This window comes from Undibacterium sp. Dicai25W (assembly GCF_049340505.1).
Taxonomy (GTDB): Bacteria; Pseudomonadota; Gammaproteobacteria; order Burkholderiales; family Burkholderiaceae_D; genus Undibacterium; species Undibacterium jejuense.
Genome location: NZ_JBMPOQ010000018.1, coordinates 51,150 through 67,950 on the forward strand (window position 1 = coordinate 51,150; position 16,801 = coordinate 67,950).

At 44.1% G+C, this 16,801-nt stretch carries 14 protein-coding genes; 10 read left to right on the forward strand and 4 right to left on the reverse strand.

The features are described 5' to 3' along the window. Positions 1 to 34 precede the first annotated feature (34 nt). Positions 35 to 745, forward strand: a complete 711-nt coding sequence (locus ACO0KY_RS16245; RefSeq protein ID WP_423047778.1) for a riboflavin synthase subunit alpha — start codon at positions 35 to 37, stop codon at positions 743 to 745. A gap of 203 nt (positions 746 to 948) precedes the next feature. After that, entirely contained in the window at positions 949 to 1,272 is a 324-nt protein-coding gene (locus ACO0KY_RS16250; protein WP_423047779.1) for a hypothetical protein, read from the forward strand. 105 nt (positions 1,273 to 1,377) lie between these two features. On the opposite strand, the gene ACO0KY_RS16255 is transcribed toward ACO0KY_RS16250, so the two are convergent. Continuing rightward, positions 1,378 to 1,764, reverse strand: coding sequence for a carboxymuconolactone decarboxylase family protein (locus ACO0KY_RS16255; RefSeq protein ID WP_423047781.1), 387 nt, complete (start codon positions 1,762 to 1,764; stop codon positions 1,378 to 1,380). Between the two features lie 221 nt (positions 1,765 to 1,985). Between ACO0KY_RS16255 and ACO0KY_RS16260 the strand changes: the two genes are divergently transcribed. Further along, positions 1,986 to 3,497, forward strand: a complete 1,512-nt coding sequence (locus ACO0KY_RS16260) for a DUF3369 domain-containing protein (protein ID WP_423047783.1) — start codon at positions 1,986 to 1,988, stop codon at positions 3,495 to 3,497. Between the two features lie 15 nt (positions 3,498 to 3,512). On the opposite strand, the gene ACO0KY_RS16265 is transcribed toward ACO0KY_RS16260, so the two are convergent. Both ACO0KY_RS16265 and ACO0KY_RS16270 read right to left on the reverse strand, forming a co-directional pair. Beyond that, complete coding sequence (locus tag ACO0KY_RS16265; protein WP_423047785.1) at positions 3,513 to 5,486, reverse strand: GAF domain-containing sensor histidine kinase; 1,974 nt, start codon at positions 5,484 to 5,486, stop codon at positions 3,513 to 3,515. Between the two features lie 88 nt (positions 5,487 to 5,574). Further along, complete coding sequence (locus ACO0KY_RS16270; RefSeq protein ID WP_110254407.1) at positions 5,575 to 6,033, reverse strand: Lrp/AsnC ligand binding domain-containing protein; 459 nt, start codon at positions 6,031 to 6,033, stop codon at positions 5,575 to 5,577. A gap of 150 nt (positions 6,034 to 6,183) precedes the next feature. Here ACO0KY_RS16270 and putA point away from each other — a divergent pair, with 150 nt between their 5' ends. The 7 genes from putA to ACO0KY_RS16305 all read left to right on the forward strand — a co-directional run bounded on the left by putA (position 6,184) and on the right by ACO0KY_RS16305 (position 15,916). Then, positions 6,184 to 9,843 (forward strand): trifunctional transcriptional regulator/proline dehydrogenase/L-glutamate gamma-semialdehyde dehydrogenase, encoded by a 3,660-nt coding sequence (gene putA, locus ACO0KY_RS16275; RefSeq protein WP_423047787.1) that lies wholly within the window; start codon positions 6,184 to 6,186, stop codon positions 9,841 to 9,843. A 374-nt stretch (positions 9,844 to 10,217) separates the two neighbouring features. Further along, positions 10,218 to 11,795 (forward strand): alpha/beta hydrolase family protein, encoded by a 1,578-nt coding sequence (locus ACO0KY_RS16280; RefSeq protein WP_423047789.1) that lies wholly within the window; start codon positions 10,218 to 10,220, stop codon positions 11,793 to 11,795. 15 nt (positions 11,796 to 11,810) lie between these two features. Then, positions 11,811 to 12,485: an OmpW/AlkL family protein gene (locus ACO0KY_RS16285; RefSeq protein WP_423047791.1), complete on the forward strand. Its 675-nt coding sequence runs from the start codon at positions 11,811 to 11,813 to the stop codon at positions 12,483 to 12,485. A gap of 184 nt (positions 12,486 to 12,669) precedes the next feature. After that, positions 12,670 to 13,698: a helix-turn-helix domain-containing protein gene (locus ACO0KY_RS16290; RefSeq protein ID WP_423047795.1), complete on the forward strand. Its 1,029-nt coding sequence runs from the start codon at positions 12,670 to 12,672 to the stop codon at positions 13,696 to 13,698. A gap of 288 nt (positions 13,699 to 13,986) precedes the next feature. Continuing rightward, complete coding sequence (locus tag ACO0KY_RS16295) at positions 13,987 to 14,853, forward strand: complex I NDUFA9 subunit family protein (RefSeq protein WP_423047797.1); 867 nt, start codon at positions 13,987 to 13,989, stop codon at positions 14,851 to 14,853. Beyond that, on the forward strand, positions 14,847 to 15,326 hold the full coding sequence (locus ACO0KY_RS16300; RefSeq protein WP_423047806.1) for a DUF2269 family protein: 480 nt from the start codon (positions 14,847 to 14,849) through the stop codon (positions 15,324 to 15,326). Before ACO0KY_RS16295 ends, ACO0KY_RS16300 begins: the two co-directional genes overlap by 7 nt. Further along, a complete protein-coding gene (locus tag ACO0KY_RS16305) occupies positions 15,326 to 15,916 on the forward strand; it encodes a DUF4166 domain-containing protein (protein WP_423047799.1) in 591 nt (196 codons plus the stop codon). Before ACO0KY_RS16300 ends, ACO0KY_RS16305 begins: the two co-directional genes overlap by 1 nt. 21 nt (positions 15,917 to 15,937) lie before the next feature. Here ACO0KY_RS16305 and ACO0KY_RS16310 read toward each other — a convergent pair whose 3' ends face one another. Beyond that, the gene (locus ACO0KY_RS16310) at positions 15,938 to 16,396 is read right to left on the reverse strand and encodes a hypothetical protein (RefSeq protein ID WP_423047801.1); all 459 of its coding nucleotides are present in this window, start codon (positions 16,394 to 16,396) and stop codon (positions 15,938 to 15,940) included. Positions 16,397 to 16,801: the final 405 nt, after the last annotated feature.

Genomic DNA, 16,801 nt, shown 5'->3' on the forward strand with positions numbered 1-16,801 from the left:
TCACACCTCATCCCAAACAAACCTTCATTTAATTATGTTCACAGGCATCGTACAAGGTGTGGCTCGCATTGCTGAAATCAGCGATAAACCGGGCTTACGCACATTCAATATCGCGTTTCCAGAGGGCTTCTGTAAAGACCTTGAAATCGGCGCCAGTGTTGCCGTCGACGGCGTATGTCTCACAGTGACGCAGTTGCATGGCGACGATGCAGCTGACTTCGATGTCATGCAGCAAAGCCTCAATATCACTACTTTGGGTAAGTACAAAGTCGATAGTAATATCAACGTCGAACGTGCCGCAAAAGATGGTGCAGAAATCGGCGGCCACCCCTTATCCGGCCATGTTGACTTCACTGCCCATCTGGGAGCAATACGTGAGCTCGAAAACAATTACGTGTTGCGCATTCAGGTTCCGCCAGAATGGCTGCGTTATATTTTTGCCAAAGGCTACATTGCAATCAATGGTGCGAGCCTGACAGTGGCGGAAGTCAATCGGGAAGAAAACTGGTTTGAAGTCTGGCTAATTCCTGAAACTTTACGCATGACAGTATTTGCAGAAAAAACCGTCGGTTCTGCGCTGAATATTGAAATCGAACGCAGCACACAAGTAATCGTTGATACGGTGCGCAATATGTTGAGTGAAACCTTAGGACCTTTATTGCCGGCCCTTGATGCGCTACTCAAACAACAAGGTATATCCAGCGATAATTTGTTGTCAGCTGCAAATTCTGTTTTAAAGAAATAAGCTACTTGTAAAGTATATAAAGTATAAAAAAGGGTGGGTACAACCCGCCAAATCATACTTCCCTCGCTGTGATTGTGATCGTGATTGCTGAAATTTTGCGGTTTTCATCCGCCCAAGGCAATCACGTCAACTTCATTTTTTCTTCATAATTCTCATGCAAAATTTGTCTGCTCGTTTTCAACCATAGAATGAAGAGGATAATGATGAACAGCAAATCTTTGATCAGAATGATGTGGGCGTGTTGCTTAATCACTGGCACTATCACCAATAGCGCCAGTGCTCAATCCACCGACCAAAAACCACCTGCACAGCAAGAGGGTCAGCATGGCCCAAGGCGTGAACCACCGCCGCAAGCCTATGAGGATTGCAAAGGAAAAAAAGAAGGTGATATCGTGCAGATCACTACGCCTCGTGAAGGAAAAATTTCGGCAACTTGCACAGCATCTGCGAAAGGCTTATTTGCGCGTCCTGAACGACCTCCGCGTCGCGATGGCGAACCGCAAGATGGCCCACCACCAAAAAAATAAGAGCATAAATCAAGTCTTGCTGCATTTCGCGGTAAGACTTGATTGCCAACATCACTGAACCGGTATGGCGCGAATTAATCCTCGCAGTAATCTTCATTAATAATTCTATTGCGCTGGTACCTGACCAAGCTCAATTAAAACTTCATGGGCTGAACGAAACGCATCAATCGCTAACGGCATACCGCAATAGACGCTTGCATGCAACAAAACTTCTTGTATCTCTTTCATACTGGCGCCATTATTAATTGCGCCACGAACATGACCTTTGATTTCATGGGCGCGGCCAAGTGCTGTGAGCATAGAAATTGTAATCAGGCTGCGTGTTTTTAATTCCAGTTCGCCGCGACACCACACTGTACCCCAGGCATTACGCGTTACAAATTCTTGTAATGGCGCAGTGAATGCATCGACGTTGCTGAAAGCCTTCTCAACAAAAGCATCACCCATGACTTTGGTGCGGATTTGCAAACCATTTTTAAACTGTTGATCCATTTATTCCTGCTTTCAATGAGATTTATAGAATGAGAAAAGAATCTGAGCAAAAAATTTATACCAGATATCTATTGACATATAAAGTTACATAAAGATATATTCAATTCTGCGTGCTCTTAGTAGTTCTGGTAGTTCTAGTACTTTTGGTTTTTTTATTTTATATGTGGCGAGACTGAATTCAGCAAACTGGTAGTTAGATTACGTTAGAAAAGGGAACAACAATGTCTTTTCTTGAATCAAGCGACACACAGTTACCATCTTGGAAGGTGCTCATCGTCGACGATGAGCCTGATATCCATGCCGTTACCAAATTGACGCTCAGCCGATTTAAACTCGACCAACGTTCATTAGCATTTTTACATGCCTATAGCGGCGCCGAGGCCAAGCAAATTCTTGGTTCAGAAAGTGATATTGCTTTGGTCTTTCTTGACGTTGTCATGGAGACCGATGATGCGGGTTTGGAAGTAGCACGTTGGATGCGCCAAGATGCGGGCAATCATTTCACTCGGATAGTCTTACGCACAGGTCAACCTGGACAAGCACCCGAAGAAAGCGTGATCGTTGAATACGATATTAACGATTACAAAGAAAAAACGGAACTCGATCGCAAAAAATTATTTACCACTACATTTGCATCGCTGCGAGCGTACCGCGACATTATGCAGGTCGAAGAAGCACGACGCTTTCAGGCGAGTTATCGCGCTGGTCTCGAACGCGTCATTGATGCGTCAAGCCACATTTTTAAACTAAGAAATTTAACTGACTTTGCCAATGGATTATTGCAACAAGTGGTTGCTTTATTACAGTTAGAAAATAGCATGTTAGTGCGTCTGCGCGGAGCGTCAGGTATTTCTGACGAAAACAAATATGAAGTGCTGGCGAAGATCGGTGATTTAAACAACGAAGATCAAATATTCACTCCGGCATTACTTGAGAAATTAAATCAGACTTGCGCCAATCGTATCTCTCATTTGTTTGGTGATACCTACGTGGGATATTTTCCAAACAGTAGCGGAAAAACCTCCTTATTTATCCTGCAAGGCGTCCAAAATGTTTCTGATATTGACATCAAATTATTGGAAGTTTTTTCCTCAGGTGTTGCTATTGCTTTTGACAATATATTGCTCAATCAGGAGATCACCGATACCCAAAGCGAATTGATTATGCGGCTGGGTGACGTGGTGGAATCTCGCTCCCATGAAGCAGGAAACCATGTGCGCCGGATGTCTGAAATATGCTATTTAATTGCGATCGCTTCTGGGATGAATAAGGCTGAAGCCGACATACTTAAACAAGCTGCGCCTATGCATGACATAGGAAAAATTGCGACGCCTGATTCCGTATTACTCAAACCAGGAAAACTCGATAGCGATGAATGGGAAATAATGAAACAACACCCTGGTGTGGGCATGTCTATATTGGATGGTTCACAAAGACCGATATTGCGTGCCTCGGCCATTATCTCCCATCAGCATCACGAAAAATTTGATGGTAGTGGTTATCCACAGGGTTTAAAAGGTGAAGAAATTCATCCGTTTGCACGGATCGTCGCCGTGGCAGATGTCTTCGATGCGCTCATACAAAAACGTTGCTACAAACCTGCATGGCCGGTCGAAGAGGTACTGGCACATTTGCGGCAAATCGCTGGAGCGCATCTGGATCCGAGGTTTGTCGACACGCTGATTAACAATGTTGATCAGGCACTTATTTTTAACGAACGTTACCCAGGTTAAACACAGTGTGTCAATTCAGTCAGAATTTATAGTAGCGATATTAGGGTGAATAATTCGATGTAGCGGAAACTTCATGTGATACTGCAATCCTTGACCTGGCTCACTCTTTACTTTGACCTGACCAGCAAGTGGCCCGGTTACGAGATTATAAACAATATGTGCGCCTAAGCCACTTCCCCCGTTGCCCCGCTTAGTCGTATAAAAAGGCTCAAAAAGCTTTTCCAGTTCAGCACTCGTCATCCCTTTTCCATCGTCGCGATAATGCAACACGACGTGTCCTTGACTCTCGTCGTCGAGCTCAACATGAATTTGCATTTTCCCTTTATCTGCGCCCTCAAAACCATGTAATAAAGAATTGGTGATCAGATTGGTGATGATTTGAGAAATAGCACCGGGATAGGTTTTCATTTTGATGCCCTTCGGGCATTCCAAACTGACTTCGAATTTTTTACCCTTTAATTTTGGTTGAAGAGAAAATAAGACTTCCTCCAGGTATTGATGCATATCGAACTCGCGTATGCTTTCCGAAGACTGATCTACGGCGACTTGCTTAAAGCTTTTCACCAAATCCGCACCACGCTGAATGTTGGTAGTGGTGATACGTAAAGCCTGATCGAGAACACTTAAAAAGTCGGTTAGTCCATCTTTTTTTAAATTACCCTCCGCAAAATCTTTTTTGATGCAACTCAATTCTTCCACCATGTGACTAGTGGCGGTAACACATATACCTAAAGGAGTATTAATTTCATGCGCAACGCCGGCGACAAGACGCCCTAATGACGCTAGTTTTTCCTGACCAATTAATTCTGCTTGCGCGGTTTTGAGGTTCTCCAGCGCCAAATTAAGTTTATTGTTTTTTTGTTCCAGTTCTAATTTAGCCTGGCGCACTTCTTCATCTGCCGTAATACGCGCAAAAGCGGCAGCTACGTGATTAGCAACAAAGGCAATCAACTCCAGATCAGCCTGTGTATAAGTCAAAGTAGGTTGATAACTTTGAATAATGATCACACCATATAAACGGTCATCAGCAAACAAAGGGGCGCCGATCCAGCTATAGGCTGATACATTTCCTAAAACTTGAATCTCGCCACGTTGAATTAACTCACTCAGCGTAGTTTGATTAATGAGCTGCGCTTGTTTCTTACGAACGACATAAGAGGTCATTCCAGCACCAAGTGGAAAACGGCTACCTGTCGCATCATCATCAATTTCATCGACAAAATATTCAACACTAAATTCCTGCGTGTCTTCATGAAAAAGAGCGACGACGAAATTGGGAACTGCCATCAGCTCCTGGAGAATTTGGTGTAGGCGCGAAAATTTTCTGTCTTCAGCGGAAGCAAAGACCGATAATTCAGCAATTTGATACAGTGCTCTTTGCAAAGATTCTGCTTTGCGACGTTCCTCAACCTGATGCTCTAACATAGCCGTACGTTGCTTCACCGCTTGCTCTAAGCGATCAACACTCATTAGGTTTTGCAGAGCGGTGGATACGTGTCCGGCAATCAATCCAAACAGATCCTGATCTTCTTCAGTATAGATATGATGTTTATCATAAATTTGAATCGCCATGGCGCCAAGTGCCCTGCGCTGTTGATCCAATAAGGGATGACCCATCCAATATTGAGCGCGCGTGCCATTTCCCCATTCCCGGTTTTCTCGTTCACGGGCTTCATCGTCAGCAGCGGTCATAAACAGTGGCTGACGATTTAAAATGACCCAGGCAGTAGGAGACTCTTCAGGACTGGCTAAAGTGAAGCTTTGCGAGGCGTCAGGAAAGGTGTCAACTTCGTCCACACGATATACAAAACGCAAACTGTTTTGCGCCTCATCGTAGATTGCAACATAAAAATTAGCCGCATACATGAGGCGGCTAATTGATTGATGAACAGATTGCAGAAAATCACCGATGTCGTTGCAGGACGCAGATATCCGGCTGATTTCTAACACAACATCTTGCACAGCTTCTAATCTCTTCAGGCGTTCCATAGGAGATTCCTATCTGAATTTGCTGACAAATTTTCTGCTCTACGTGTTCTCGATTTAATGCTATGTTTGTGTACTTTAGCCTATTTTTTTACTTAATAGGCAGGCAACTAGTATTTTTGACTTCTTCCATTACAGCATAAGTGTGTGTTTCACGCACACCATTAAGCTGCAATAAAGACTTACCCAAGAAATCGCGATAAGCATTCATGTCTTTGACACGTGCTTTGACCAGATAATCAAAGCCACCAGCAACCATATGGCATTCCAGAACCTCTGGAATGGCTTGCACTCCGCGGCGGAACGCATCGAAGACGTCTGGCGTGGTGCGATCTAAAACTACTTCGATAAACACTAACAAAGCCACATCAAGCAAATGTGGGTTAAGTTGCGCTGTATAACCAAGAATGTAACCTGACTCTTGCAGCTTACGCACGCGTTCGAGACAGGCGGCTGGCGACAAGTTAACGCGGGTCGCCAGTTCTACATTGCTGATACGGCCATCATTTTGTAATTCGGCCAGAATTCTTTTACTGATTTTGTCGAGCATAAGAAGTCAAAAATCGTCAAGTGAGGGGTTAATAATATTCGGTATTATTTTCTCACAAAAAAGAAAATTTCGATATATGTTCTCAATACCAGAATTAATCCTCAAAGAGCATCTATACAATGAAATCATATTTGTTTTGATTATTTTTATATGATTGCGACCACTGTGCCTACTACTTCCACCCCATTTTCCGCGCTCCAATCTGAGCTTTTACCACCTGCGAGCCCATTGAGAGCAGCTATTACGCAAGTTTACCGCCGAAATGAAGTTGACGCAGTGCAATGGTTACTTTCGCAAGTCGACCCGCATGACAATTTACAGAAAGATGTTGCACAACTCGCACACCAATTAGTCAGTGCGGTACGTGAGCAGCGTACTCGCGCCTCCGGTGTGGATGCCTTAATGCACGAGTTTTCGCTTTCTTCAGAAGAAGGTGTCGCGTTAATGTGTCTGGCAGAAGCCTTGCTGCGCATTCCGGATCATCAAACAGCAGATCGTTTAATCGCCGACAAAATCAGCAAAGGTGACTGGGCCAGGCATCTGGGCGAATCACCATCATTGTTTGTTAATGCTGCCACCTGGGGCTTATTGGTGACGGGTAAATTAGTCAGCACCAATAGCGAAACCGGGCTTGGTGCCGCCTTGACCCGCCTGATCGCCAAAGGTGGCGAACCACTGATCCGTAAAGGCGTGGATTTGGCGATGCGTATGCTTGGCAATCAGTTCGTGACTGGCCAAACGATTGAAGAAGCAATCAAAAATAGTCAGGACAATGAAAAGCGCGGCTATCGTTATTCTTACGATATGTTGGGTGAGGCGGCACTGACCGCCAAAGATGCAGCGTTTTATTACAACTCGTATGAAACCGCAATTCACGCTATCGGTAAAGCATCCAATGGTCGTGGCATTAAGGATGGTCCGGGTATTTCCGTCAAACTGTCGGCTTTGCATCCACGTTATTCGCGTGCACAACGTGATCGGACAATGACGGAGTTACTGCCTTTATTGAAAAAATTACTGGTACTTGCCAAGCAATACAATATCGGTCTCAATATCGATGCAGAAGAAACCGACCGTCTGGAACTGTCGCTCGATTTGATGGAAGCACTTGCATTTGATCCTGATCTTAAAGGTTTTGAAGGTCTGGGCTTTGTGGTGCAGGGCTATCAAAAGCGTTGCCCATTCGTAATCGATTATCTGATTGATCTGGCACGTCGTAGCGGTAGCAAGTTTATGGTGCGTCTGGTGAAAGGTGCTTATTGGGATGCAGAAATCAAACGTGCTCAAGTGGATGGCATGAGTGATTTTCCCGTCTATACCCGCAAGGTATACACCGACTTGTCCTATCTGACTTGTGCACAAAAATTATTGGGCGCCACCGAGGTGATTTATCCACAGTTCGCTACCCATAATGCACTGACCTTGTCGACCATTTATACCTGGGCTCAACAAGCAGGGGTGACCGATTATGAATTCCAATGCCTGCATGGTATGGGCGAAACTTTATACGATCAGGTGGTAGGAAAAGACAAGTTAAATAAGCCTTGCCGTATTTATGCACCCGTGGGCTCTCATCAGACTTTGCTTGCCTATCTGGTTCGTCGCTTATTAGAGAACGGTGCAAACTCATCCTTCGTCAATCAAATTGTCGATGAAAGCGTATCGATTGATACCCTGATCGCTGATCCGATCAAAGTGGCACGTGAACTCGGCGGCAAACCACATGCTGGTATTTCTGCGCCAGCAGATTTATTTGGGAAAGAACGTAAGAATTCTGCCGGTCTGGATTTTTCCAATGAAATCACTTTACAAGAAATTTCTGCACATTTCGTCCAATCTGCTCAACAAAAAATTACCGCAACTTCATTGTTAGCGGGTGAGATTAGTATCGGCGAGAGCCGCCCTGTATTAAATCCAGCCAATCAATCCGATGTAGTTGGCGAAGTCATGGAAGCTAATACGCAGGACGTTCAAAATGCGCTTTATTCGGCACAGCATTTTGCACTAGAGTGGCAAGCAACCGCACCTGTAACTCGTGCTTCTTATCTGAAAAAAGCGGCTGATTTGCTGGAATCACAAACCATGGATTTCATGGCTCTGGCGATCCGTGAGGCAGGAAAATCCTTACCAAATGCGCTAGCAGAAGTCAGAGAAGCGGTCGACTTTTTGCGCTATTACGCCGCGCAAGTAGAAGCACAGGTGAATATCCAGGCGTTGGGTCCTGTCGTGTGTATCAGCCCATGGAATTTCCCGCTGGCGATTTTTATTGGTGAAGTGAGTGCCGCTTTGGCTGCAGGTAATGTAGTACTGGCCAAACCTGCTGAACAAACGCCATTGATCGCATTCAAGGCCATACAGTTATTGCATCTAGCGGGCGTACCGCGTGCTGCCGTCCAGTTTTTGCCTGGCACAGGTGAGGTCGTTGGCGCACAGCTGGTGGCTGATGCACGGGTCAAAGGCGTTATTTTTACGGGTTCTACGGAAGTTGCTCAGATCATCAATCGTACTTTGACAAAACGTGCGATCGCTGAAGGCATTGATATTCCATTGATCGCCGAAACTGGCGGTCAGAACGCAATGATTGTTGATAGTAGCGCGTTACCAGAACAAGTTGTCAATGACGTCTTGTCTTCAGCATTTGATAGTGCTGGTCAGCGTTGTTCTGCTTTGCGTATTTTGTGTCTGCAAGAAGACATTGCCGACAAGACTATAGAGATGCTGCACGGTGCAATGCAAGAATTGCGTGTCGGGCAGCCAGACCGTTTGGTTACTGATATCGGCCCGGTGATTGATGCTGAAGCACAAAGCAATTTGCAAAAGCACATCGACTACATGCGCGATAAAGCAAAAACATTCTACTCTTTGGATTTAGCAGCATCCTGCCGCCAGGGTACGTTTGTGGCACCAACTGTCATGGAGATCGCGAATCTGGCTGAGTTAAAAAAAGAAGTCTTCGGTCCGGTTTTGCACATCTTACGTTTCAAGCGCGATCAGTTGCCAAATTTGATTGATCAGATCAATGGCACGGGTTTTGGTCTGACTTTGGGCATTCATTCTCGTATTGATGAAACCATCAACTTCATTACCAGCCGCGCCCATGTGGGCAATATTTACGTGAATCGCAATATCGTTGGTGCGGTGGTTGGGGTGCAACCATTCGGTGGCGAAGGCAAATCCGGTACTGGTCCTAAAGCTGGTGGTCCGCTGTACCTGAAACGTTTGCAACGTACACCACACATTGGCCTGGGTGGACATACCGTGTACGAACGTCAGGCGCCAACGCCATTAGATGCGATGCTGGTATGGGCGAAAGCGAATGGCTTGAACAACCTTGCCGTGTTAGGCGAACAATATATTCATCACAGTCCATACAAGGTAACCCAGGTTTTACCAGGCCCTACCGGTGAAAGAAATACTTTGTCTTTTGCGCCGCGCGGTCAGATTTTCTGTGCTGCTACTAGCTTAGCTTGTTTGTTAAATCAATTAGCTGCAACACTGGCGACTGGCAACACGGCTGTGATGCCTGTGCAATCAGCAGCTTTGCTGCCGGCGAATTTCCCGGCAGAGTTACGTAGCCAGATTCACACTGCCGAAGCAAAAGAGAGTGATGCGCAAATCGCGCTGGTTGAAGGTGCATTGCTCAATGCGTATAAATCGATGTTTGCAGAACGTGACGGTGCTATCGTTTCCGTGATCGAAACCCACGACAACGTCGAGATACCATTGTGGCGCCTGGTCGCTGAGCGCGCTTTATGCGTCAATACAACGGCAGCTGGTGGCAATGCGAGTTTGATGAGTATGGCAAGTTAAACTTCTTTCTATGCTGATTCTGTGTTGCTCGTAACGATGCGGACTCAAGCAAAAAGCCCGGCAAAGTTATTTTTTGCCGGGCTTTTTTGTGTCACGAACCAATGTAGCGGCAAAATGAAGGTTCATTGATTTTATTTATTAAAAATACAATTTTTTATTAAAAAGTTTTCTTTTTAATAAAAATTTAAAAATAATCATCTCTTTTTTTTGCGCTCTACGACAAAAAGCTCAAGAGGCGTTGTTTTTTTTGAGAGGATTTCCTCTAGAATTGCTCTATTGGCTATTCACTCCTATTGTCGGGTGAGATACTAATTAACGAGTTTTAGGACGACCGTTCCATTACTTGCAAATAATTCTACTAAGGAGACAAAAAAATGCGTCAAATCAATTTGACCCTGGGCTTGCTCACAGCCGCCCTGTTGAGCGCCTGTGGCGGCGGTGGATCTGCCGGCCCAACAGTTAGTACCAGCACAGCACGCGGTGTTCTGGTCGCAAACCCACCAAATCTGGTACCAATTCCACAGGCAAATGGCACAGCCGTTCCACAACTGGATCCAGTTACATTTGCAGCGATGTTAAATGCAGCACAACCTGGTCTGACTCAAATTACGGGTACACCAGTTTGCTCCATTTCTACGTATTACATGAAGTACAACACCGTTGGTAGCAAAGGTGAACCAGCTACAGCTACCGGTGCTATTTTTGTTCCTTCTGGCTCTGCTGCACAATGCGCAGGTCCACGCCCAGTGGTAGTCTACGCACACGGAACAACAGTAACTAAATCATTCAATATGGCTAACTTGCAATCAAATCAAGAAGCCGTTCTGGTTGCTGCTACTTTTGCTGCGCAAGGTTACATCGTCGTTGCACCAAACTATGCCGGCTACGATTTATCTTCCTTGCCATATACTGGTTATCTGGATGCCTCACAGCAATCCAATGACGTCATCGATAGTTTGCGCGCTGCACGCCAGGCTTTCCCAAATATTGGTGCTCAAGATTCTGGTAAATTGTTCCTGACTGGTTATTCCCAAGGTGGTTACGTTGCTTTGGCGACGCAACAATCGATGCAAAATAACTATTCAAGCGAATTTAAAGTAACAGCATTGGCAGGCGGTTCTGGTCCATACGCGACATCTGCACTCGCTGACGCAATTTTTGCTAAACAGCCAAACTTAGGTGGAACTGCTTTCTTGCCATTGATTACCAATGCATGGCAAGCACACTATGGCAATATCTATGGCGCTGGTGGCGATGCTTCCAATATCTATGCAGCACCATATGCTGCAACAATACAATCTTTGATTCCTGGTAACTACGCAAGCATCACTGATTTGTATACATCAGGTGCTTTGCCTGCGACAGCGATGTTTTCGTCTACTTATGGCGGAGTTATTGGTCAAGTTACTTACGGTGGCCAATTGCCAGCGCAGTTAGCACCATTCTATGGTTCAGGCAATTTGGTATCAGATAATTTTGCATTGGGATTTTTGCAAGATATTAAAGCCAATCCTTGTCCAAATACGACAACGCCAGCGACGCCTTTAAACTGCAAACCTAGCAATACTGTACGACAAGCAGCGATCGCAAATGATTTGCGTACTCTGCCAGTACCAACCGTTCCTGTGCTGCTGTGCGGTGGTAAAAATGATCCAACAGTGTTCTTCGCAAGTACTCAAGCTGAACAAGCTTTCTTGGCAGGCAATGGTTTTGGTGCTCCTTACTTAAGCGTACTTGACGTTGATTCATCTCCTACCAGCGCTGCAGATCCATTTGCGGCGGCTAAAGTTGGATTTGCAACAGCCAAAGCAAAAGTTGCTGCTGCTGCTACTGCTGCCGGTCAGACACCAGCACAAGTTCAAGCAACAGTGCTTAGCCAATACCACGGCGCATTGGTTCCACCGTTCTGCAATGCTGCGGCTGCAGGTTTCTTCCAACAATTTGCGAAGTAATTAGGAGACGCAATCATGAAAAAAATACATATCGCATTGTGTGCTATTTTGGGTTTAAGTTCTTTGTCGGCAGTAGCTGAAGACAAAAATCTGGTTGCTGCAGGTTTTGGTTATATTGCGGTTAATTCCAGTTCACCAGACTTTGCATCGAACGGACCAGCATTTTTAACCCCACAACCAGCGGGTTTGACAGTAGGTAGTGCTTCGACTGTATTGTTTGGTTTGTCCCATATGGTCAGTGACCATTGGGCAGTAGCATTCGCAGGCGGTGTTCCACCAAAGCATAATATTTTCGGTCGTGGCAACTTAGCGCCATTTGGTGTGATTACAACTGTAAAACAGTTTGCGCCAACGGTATTTGCTAATTACCATTTCAATGAAAGCGGTTCAAAGTTCCGTCCATTCGTTGGTCTGGGTCTTAACTATACGAAGTTTTATGACATTACGTCTCAACCAGCAGGAAATCTTGCTTCTGGTGGCCCAACTAGCGTAACGCTTTCTTCATATACAGGCTTGGCGGCTACTATTGGTATGAACTATAAAATCGCCGACCATTGGTACATCAATGCCAATATCGCTGCTGCGGACGTTAGCACTGATATGGTCGCGACGACTGGTAGTATTCAACGTACTACACACGTTAAACTGAATCCTATTTTGTATTCAGCAGGCATTGCTTATAGCTTCTGATAACGTGCTTTATTAGCGGTATTGAACAAAAAAAACGGGGTTCTTCGAACCTCGTTTTTTTTTATGCATTTGATTTATGATTGTTATGCCAGTTTGTAAACTGCACTATGGTTTGCGGCACGTGAGTATAAGAAACGACGCGCCCATGTTTTATGAGCAGTATGAACATAATAAGGACCTTCGATTGATATCGCTAGTTACTGCAATTGCAATTTTGTTGATCGGCTTTTCTCTTTGTAGCTCTGTGCTGTTAGCCATCACGCATTTTAATAAAACGCACTATCAGGATTTAGTGTTTTCGCGCTATATGGGATTGGTTTTACTTGCTGGCCTGTGCGGTTTGCAAGTCACGCATTTTTTCTGGCTTTATGCAGATCTGAATTGGGTATCTGAGAAGGGCTACAACGTTCTGCTGTTTATTATTGCCCCAGCGTTTTTTCTATTTAGCAAACCAATTTTACTCAAAAATACTCGACAAAACCCTAAACTGATCGATGTAATACATTTGCTACCAATTGCCGTCTCACCGTTATTGGCTTCATGGTTAGCGCTTCCTATTGCATTTCTGTTGGGAGCAACTTACCTGGCCTGGTTGGCAAATAGTGTATTGCAACTACGCAGCGAGAAGGAAAATTTTAAACATGAAATTCTGTTACTCGGTGGCGTTTTTATCATTGCCATTGCGGTCGCGGTTCTCGGGCTATTACGCACGTCATTGCCAGATAAATTATTTTTTAATTTATATTCAATAGCGATAGGTCTGGCTTTTTTTATGGTACAAATTGCGCTCGGTATCAGACCTGATTTATCGCTTGAAGTACGTGAAAGCGCCAGTTATGCCTCGTCAACCTTAAACAACATCGATTGTGCATCGGCATTATCAAAGCTAGATAAACTGATGCAGATGAACAAAATCTATACCAACCCTGAACTTGGCCTGGCGGAATTAGCTCACCAACTTGAACTCACTACACATCAAACTTCCGAATTAATAAACGTGAAATTAGGCAAAAACTTCTCGCGTTATTTACGTGAGCAACGTATCAATGCAGCTAAAGTCATGTTGAAAAATGAAGTCTCAGCATCAGTACTCTCGGTAGGTTTAAATGTTGGATTCTCTTCGCAATCAGGATTTTACGAAGCATTCAGGGAAATCGAAGGTATGCCTCCTGGGCAATACCGCAAGTTAAATTCTTCATCCTCAACTAGCTAAAAGAAGAACTAAAAGTTCGTTTTGAAGCTATTTTGGTTCCTGACTGATCATTCTGGAACCAAAAACTATCCCATTTTTATCTTTCCGGAAGTCTGATCCTGCGCATTCCATAAAACTATAGGCTCTTCTTACAATATTGGAGCCCTTAATGAATACGCATCTGACGACGAATTTTACTTTCGTTGAATCATTCATCAACACAGCTGTAAATAGCTTATTAAATAGCTTATTAAATAGCTCACTATCCAAACACATTGCCCAAAATGTTTATTCTCTGGAGACATCCAGATGAATATATTGCTCACTGGCGCCAGCGGTTTTCTGGGAAGTCACATTTGTGATGAACTTTTTTCTGCTGGACACACCGTCAAACCCATTTCACGCCGCAACGGTATCAATTTTTGCGACATGCTGGTACCGGGCGATTGGTTCAGGCATTTGGATGGCATCGATGCCGTTATCAATGCGGTAGGAATCATTGGAGAGACCCGTACGCAGCGTTTTGAGGCGATTCATGCGCTCGCGCCCACTGCTTTGTTCAAAGCCTGTCAGGAAGCAGGCATACGACGTGTAATCCAGATTTCAGCAATAGGAACTGAGATGGGTGCGTTCTCGCAATATCATCGCAGTAAGCTAAAAGCTGATCAATTTTTGCGTAGTCTGGATCTTGACTGGCTGATTTTGCGGCCCGGACTGGTTTGTGGCAATGGAGGAAGCAGCACTTCACTATTGATGCAACTAGCGAGCTCAAATGTAATTCCGGTTATAAATCGTGGGCATCAACTTCTTCAACCTATTTACATCGCTGATCTCGCGTCCGTCGTTGTCAATGCCTTGCTAAATTGTGAAATTAAGCAATCGATTGATATCGTCGGACCGCAAGCAATTGGTTTTGCTGAGCTCTTACAAATGATACGTAGAGCACAAAATTTGAAACCAGCCCGTTTGATTCCTATTCCACGCAACTTCGCTATGACCAGCTTATTTTTGGGGCGATTTCTGCACCCTTTACTTCATCCCGACAATTTTCGGATGTTAGAAGCGAGTTATGTCGCAGATGTTGCTCCAACATTAAAGCTACTTGGCCGTTCACTAACTCCTGTTGCAACTGAACTATTTTTTAGAGAAAAACTGATGAATGGAGAAACATCATGAGCTACAGCCTGATCAAAACTTTGCATATTTTGAGTATGGTGCTTTTATTCGGCACGGGTTTAGGAAGCGCGTTTTACAAATGGATGGCTGATCGTAGCCGCGTCATTGCCCATATTGCTGTCACCAATAAACATGTGGTGTTAGCTGATTGGATCTTCACGACGCCCTGTGTGATTTTTCAACCTGTGAGTGGTTTGTTGATGGTGCATATCGCTGGCTGGTCAATCACAGAGCCGTGGATTATCACTAGTCTGAGCTTATATATCTTAGCTGGTCTTTGTTGGTTACCCGTTGTTTACTTGCAAATTCGTATGCAAAAAATCTCTGAACTTGCACTAAAAGAATCAACAAATTTAAGCCCTGACTACTGGCATTTGGCGAAAATGTGGTTCTGGTTAGGCGTTCCTGCTTTTGCCTCTATGGTGATGGTTGTCGCTTTAATGGTATTCAAACATTTACCAGGGGTGGCATGATGAAAAGCCTCGTAGAAAATGCATTAGGCGATGATTGGAACAAATTACCGGTCGCTTTAAAGGCGCATTACGGTAGTGGTGAATTACACGAGACGGGACACATGGACATCGAATATCCATGGCTGATGCAGGTTTATCTGAATGTATTGCGCTTGTTTGGCGCCTTATTGAACCGTCGTGGAAAGCAAATTCCAGTGACTGTGGATAAGTACGTCATTCATCAACAGCAGTACTGGAACAGAACTTTTATCTTTCCTGATGAAAGCATTATTCGATTTCAGAGCGTGCTGGTATCAGCAGGCGGAAATCAATTGATCGAATTTGTAAATTCTTTCTTGGGTTTGCAAATGGCAGTTTATGCCACGGATGGCATGGTTCGCTATGCTGGTGTGCGTTATGTAGTTAAGATCGGCAAATGGCTGCTGCCTGTTCCAGAATCGCTGGTGCTCGGTCATACCAGCATAGAAGAGCGGGCTATTGATGAGTACCATTTCATGATGGATTTTCGACTTGTTCATCCTTTATTCGGGCAATTGTTCCGGTATTCCGGCGTTTTCAAAGTCGATAATGGTGATTTGCCTGTGAATTAAACGCGTTTAATTGCGCGGGTGTTATCTCCACTTGCATTTATTCGTCACCGTGTCATAGATGACCAGGGCTGTTAAGGAAATAATAACCGCTGTACTACGGTTGTCAGCATAGTCTTTTTGGCAGTCTTTCATTGCGGATTTTTGTATGTCTTTGGCCAACTTTTCTTCAAATGTAGTCGGTTTTAGTTGATACAGGGAGCGACGTTCATTTTGACTTAACTCCAGAAAAATTTTGCCGGCATTTGCGTGTGCTTGCTGTGTCAGTCCGGTTTGCTGAGGACTAGATTGGCGTTCTGTGTTGTCTGCTTGTACAGAAATATTGTTCTCAGTATTGTTATCTGACTCACTGTGAACAACATGCTTGTTTAATTCAGACTTAGGTCTTGTGTGATATGAAGGCTTTGAACTGTTATACACAGACGTTTGCTGTCGCGAGGGAGTTGGAAGTTTTGCCGTATTTACAATGATCAGCGTAGACAAAACTCGCTGTTGATCGTGATGAAAAGGTAATTTAACGTTCAACGCGAACCAAAAAAATGCATGAAGTGCGATCGTAATGCTAAGAGCGATCACCAGGTTTGATTTGCGTTGCAGATGAATGATTAATCCTTTTCTTTCTTAATTTTATTTAAAATCTTCCATCTTCTGCCATTAATTTACTAATTACGTTCTATTTTTTATACTTTATTTTTTAAAACGAAAAAAATACGGGATGTATTTTTTCTTCGCATTATGTTTATTTTTAAATAATATAATAAAAAAGTTAAAAAAATATATTCTCTTTTGGATACTAATTTATCCAGACTACAGCACGTTTATCAAGATATTCAACGTATAAAATTCATATTGCCGTTCATATTTTTTGAATTCGGTATTTGCTACTCG

Bases quoted from the DNA above. Each gene is read 5' to 3' on its own strand.
- ACO0KY_RS16285 (WP_423047791.1), top strand. From the start codon at position 11,811: ATGAAAAAAATACATATCGCATTGTGTGCTATTTTGGGTTTAAGTTCT.
- ACO0KY_RS16270 (WP_110254407.1), bottom strand. From the start codon at position 6,033: ATGCTCGACAAAATCAGTAAAAGAATTCTGGCCGAATTACAAAATGAT.
- putA (WP_423047787.1), top strand. From the start codon at position 6,184: ATGATTGCGACCACTGTGCCTACTACTTCCACCCCATTTTCCGCGCTC.
- ACO0KY_RS16280 (WP_423047789.1), top strand. From the start codon at position 10,218: ATGCGTCAAATCAATTTGACCCTGGGCTTGCTCACAGCCGCCCTGTTG.
- ACO0KY_RS16295 (WP_423047797.1), top strand. From the start codon at position 13,987: ATGAATATATTGCTCACTGGCGCCAGCGGTTTTCTGGGAAGTCACATT.
- ACO0KY_RS16305 (WP_423047799.1), top strand. From the start codon at position 15,326: ATGAAAAGCCTCGTAGAAAATGCATTAGGCGATGATTGGAACAAATTA.
- ACO0KY_RS16255 (WP_423047781.1), bottom strand. From the start codon at position 1,764: ATGGATCAACAGTTTAAAAATGGTTTGCAAATCCGCACCAAAGTCATG.
- ACO0KY_RS16245 (WP_423047778.1), top strand. From the start codon at position 35: ATGTTCACAGGCATCGTACAAGGTGTGGCTCGCATTGCTGAAATCAGC.
- ACO0KY_RS16265 (WP_423047785.1), bottom strand. From the start codon at position 5,486: ATGGAACGCCTGAAGAGATTAGAAGCTGTGCAAGATGTTGTGTTAGAA.
- ACO0KY_RS16260 (WP_423047783.1), top strand. From the start codon at position 1,986: ATGTCTTTTCTTGAATCAAGCGACACACAGTTACCATCTTGGAAGGTG.
- ACO0KY_RS16250 (WP_423047779.1), top strand. From the start codon at position 949: ATGAACAGCAAATCTTTGATCAGAATGATGTGGGCGTGTTGCTTAATC.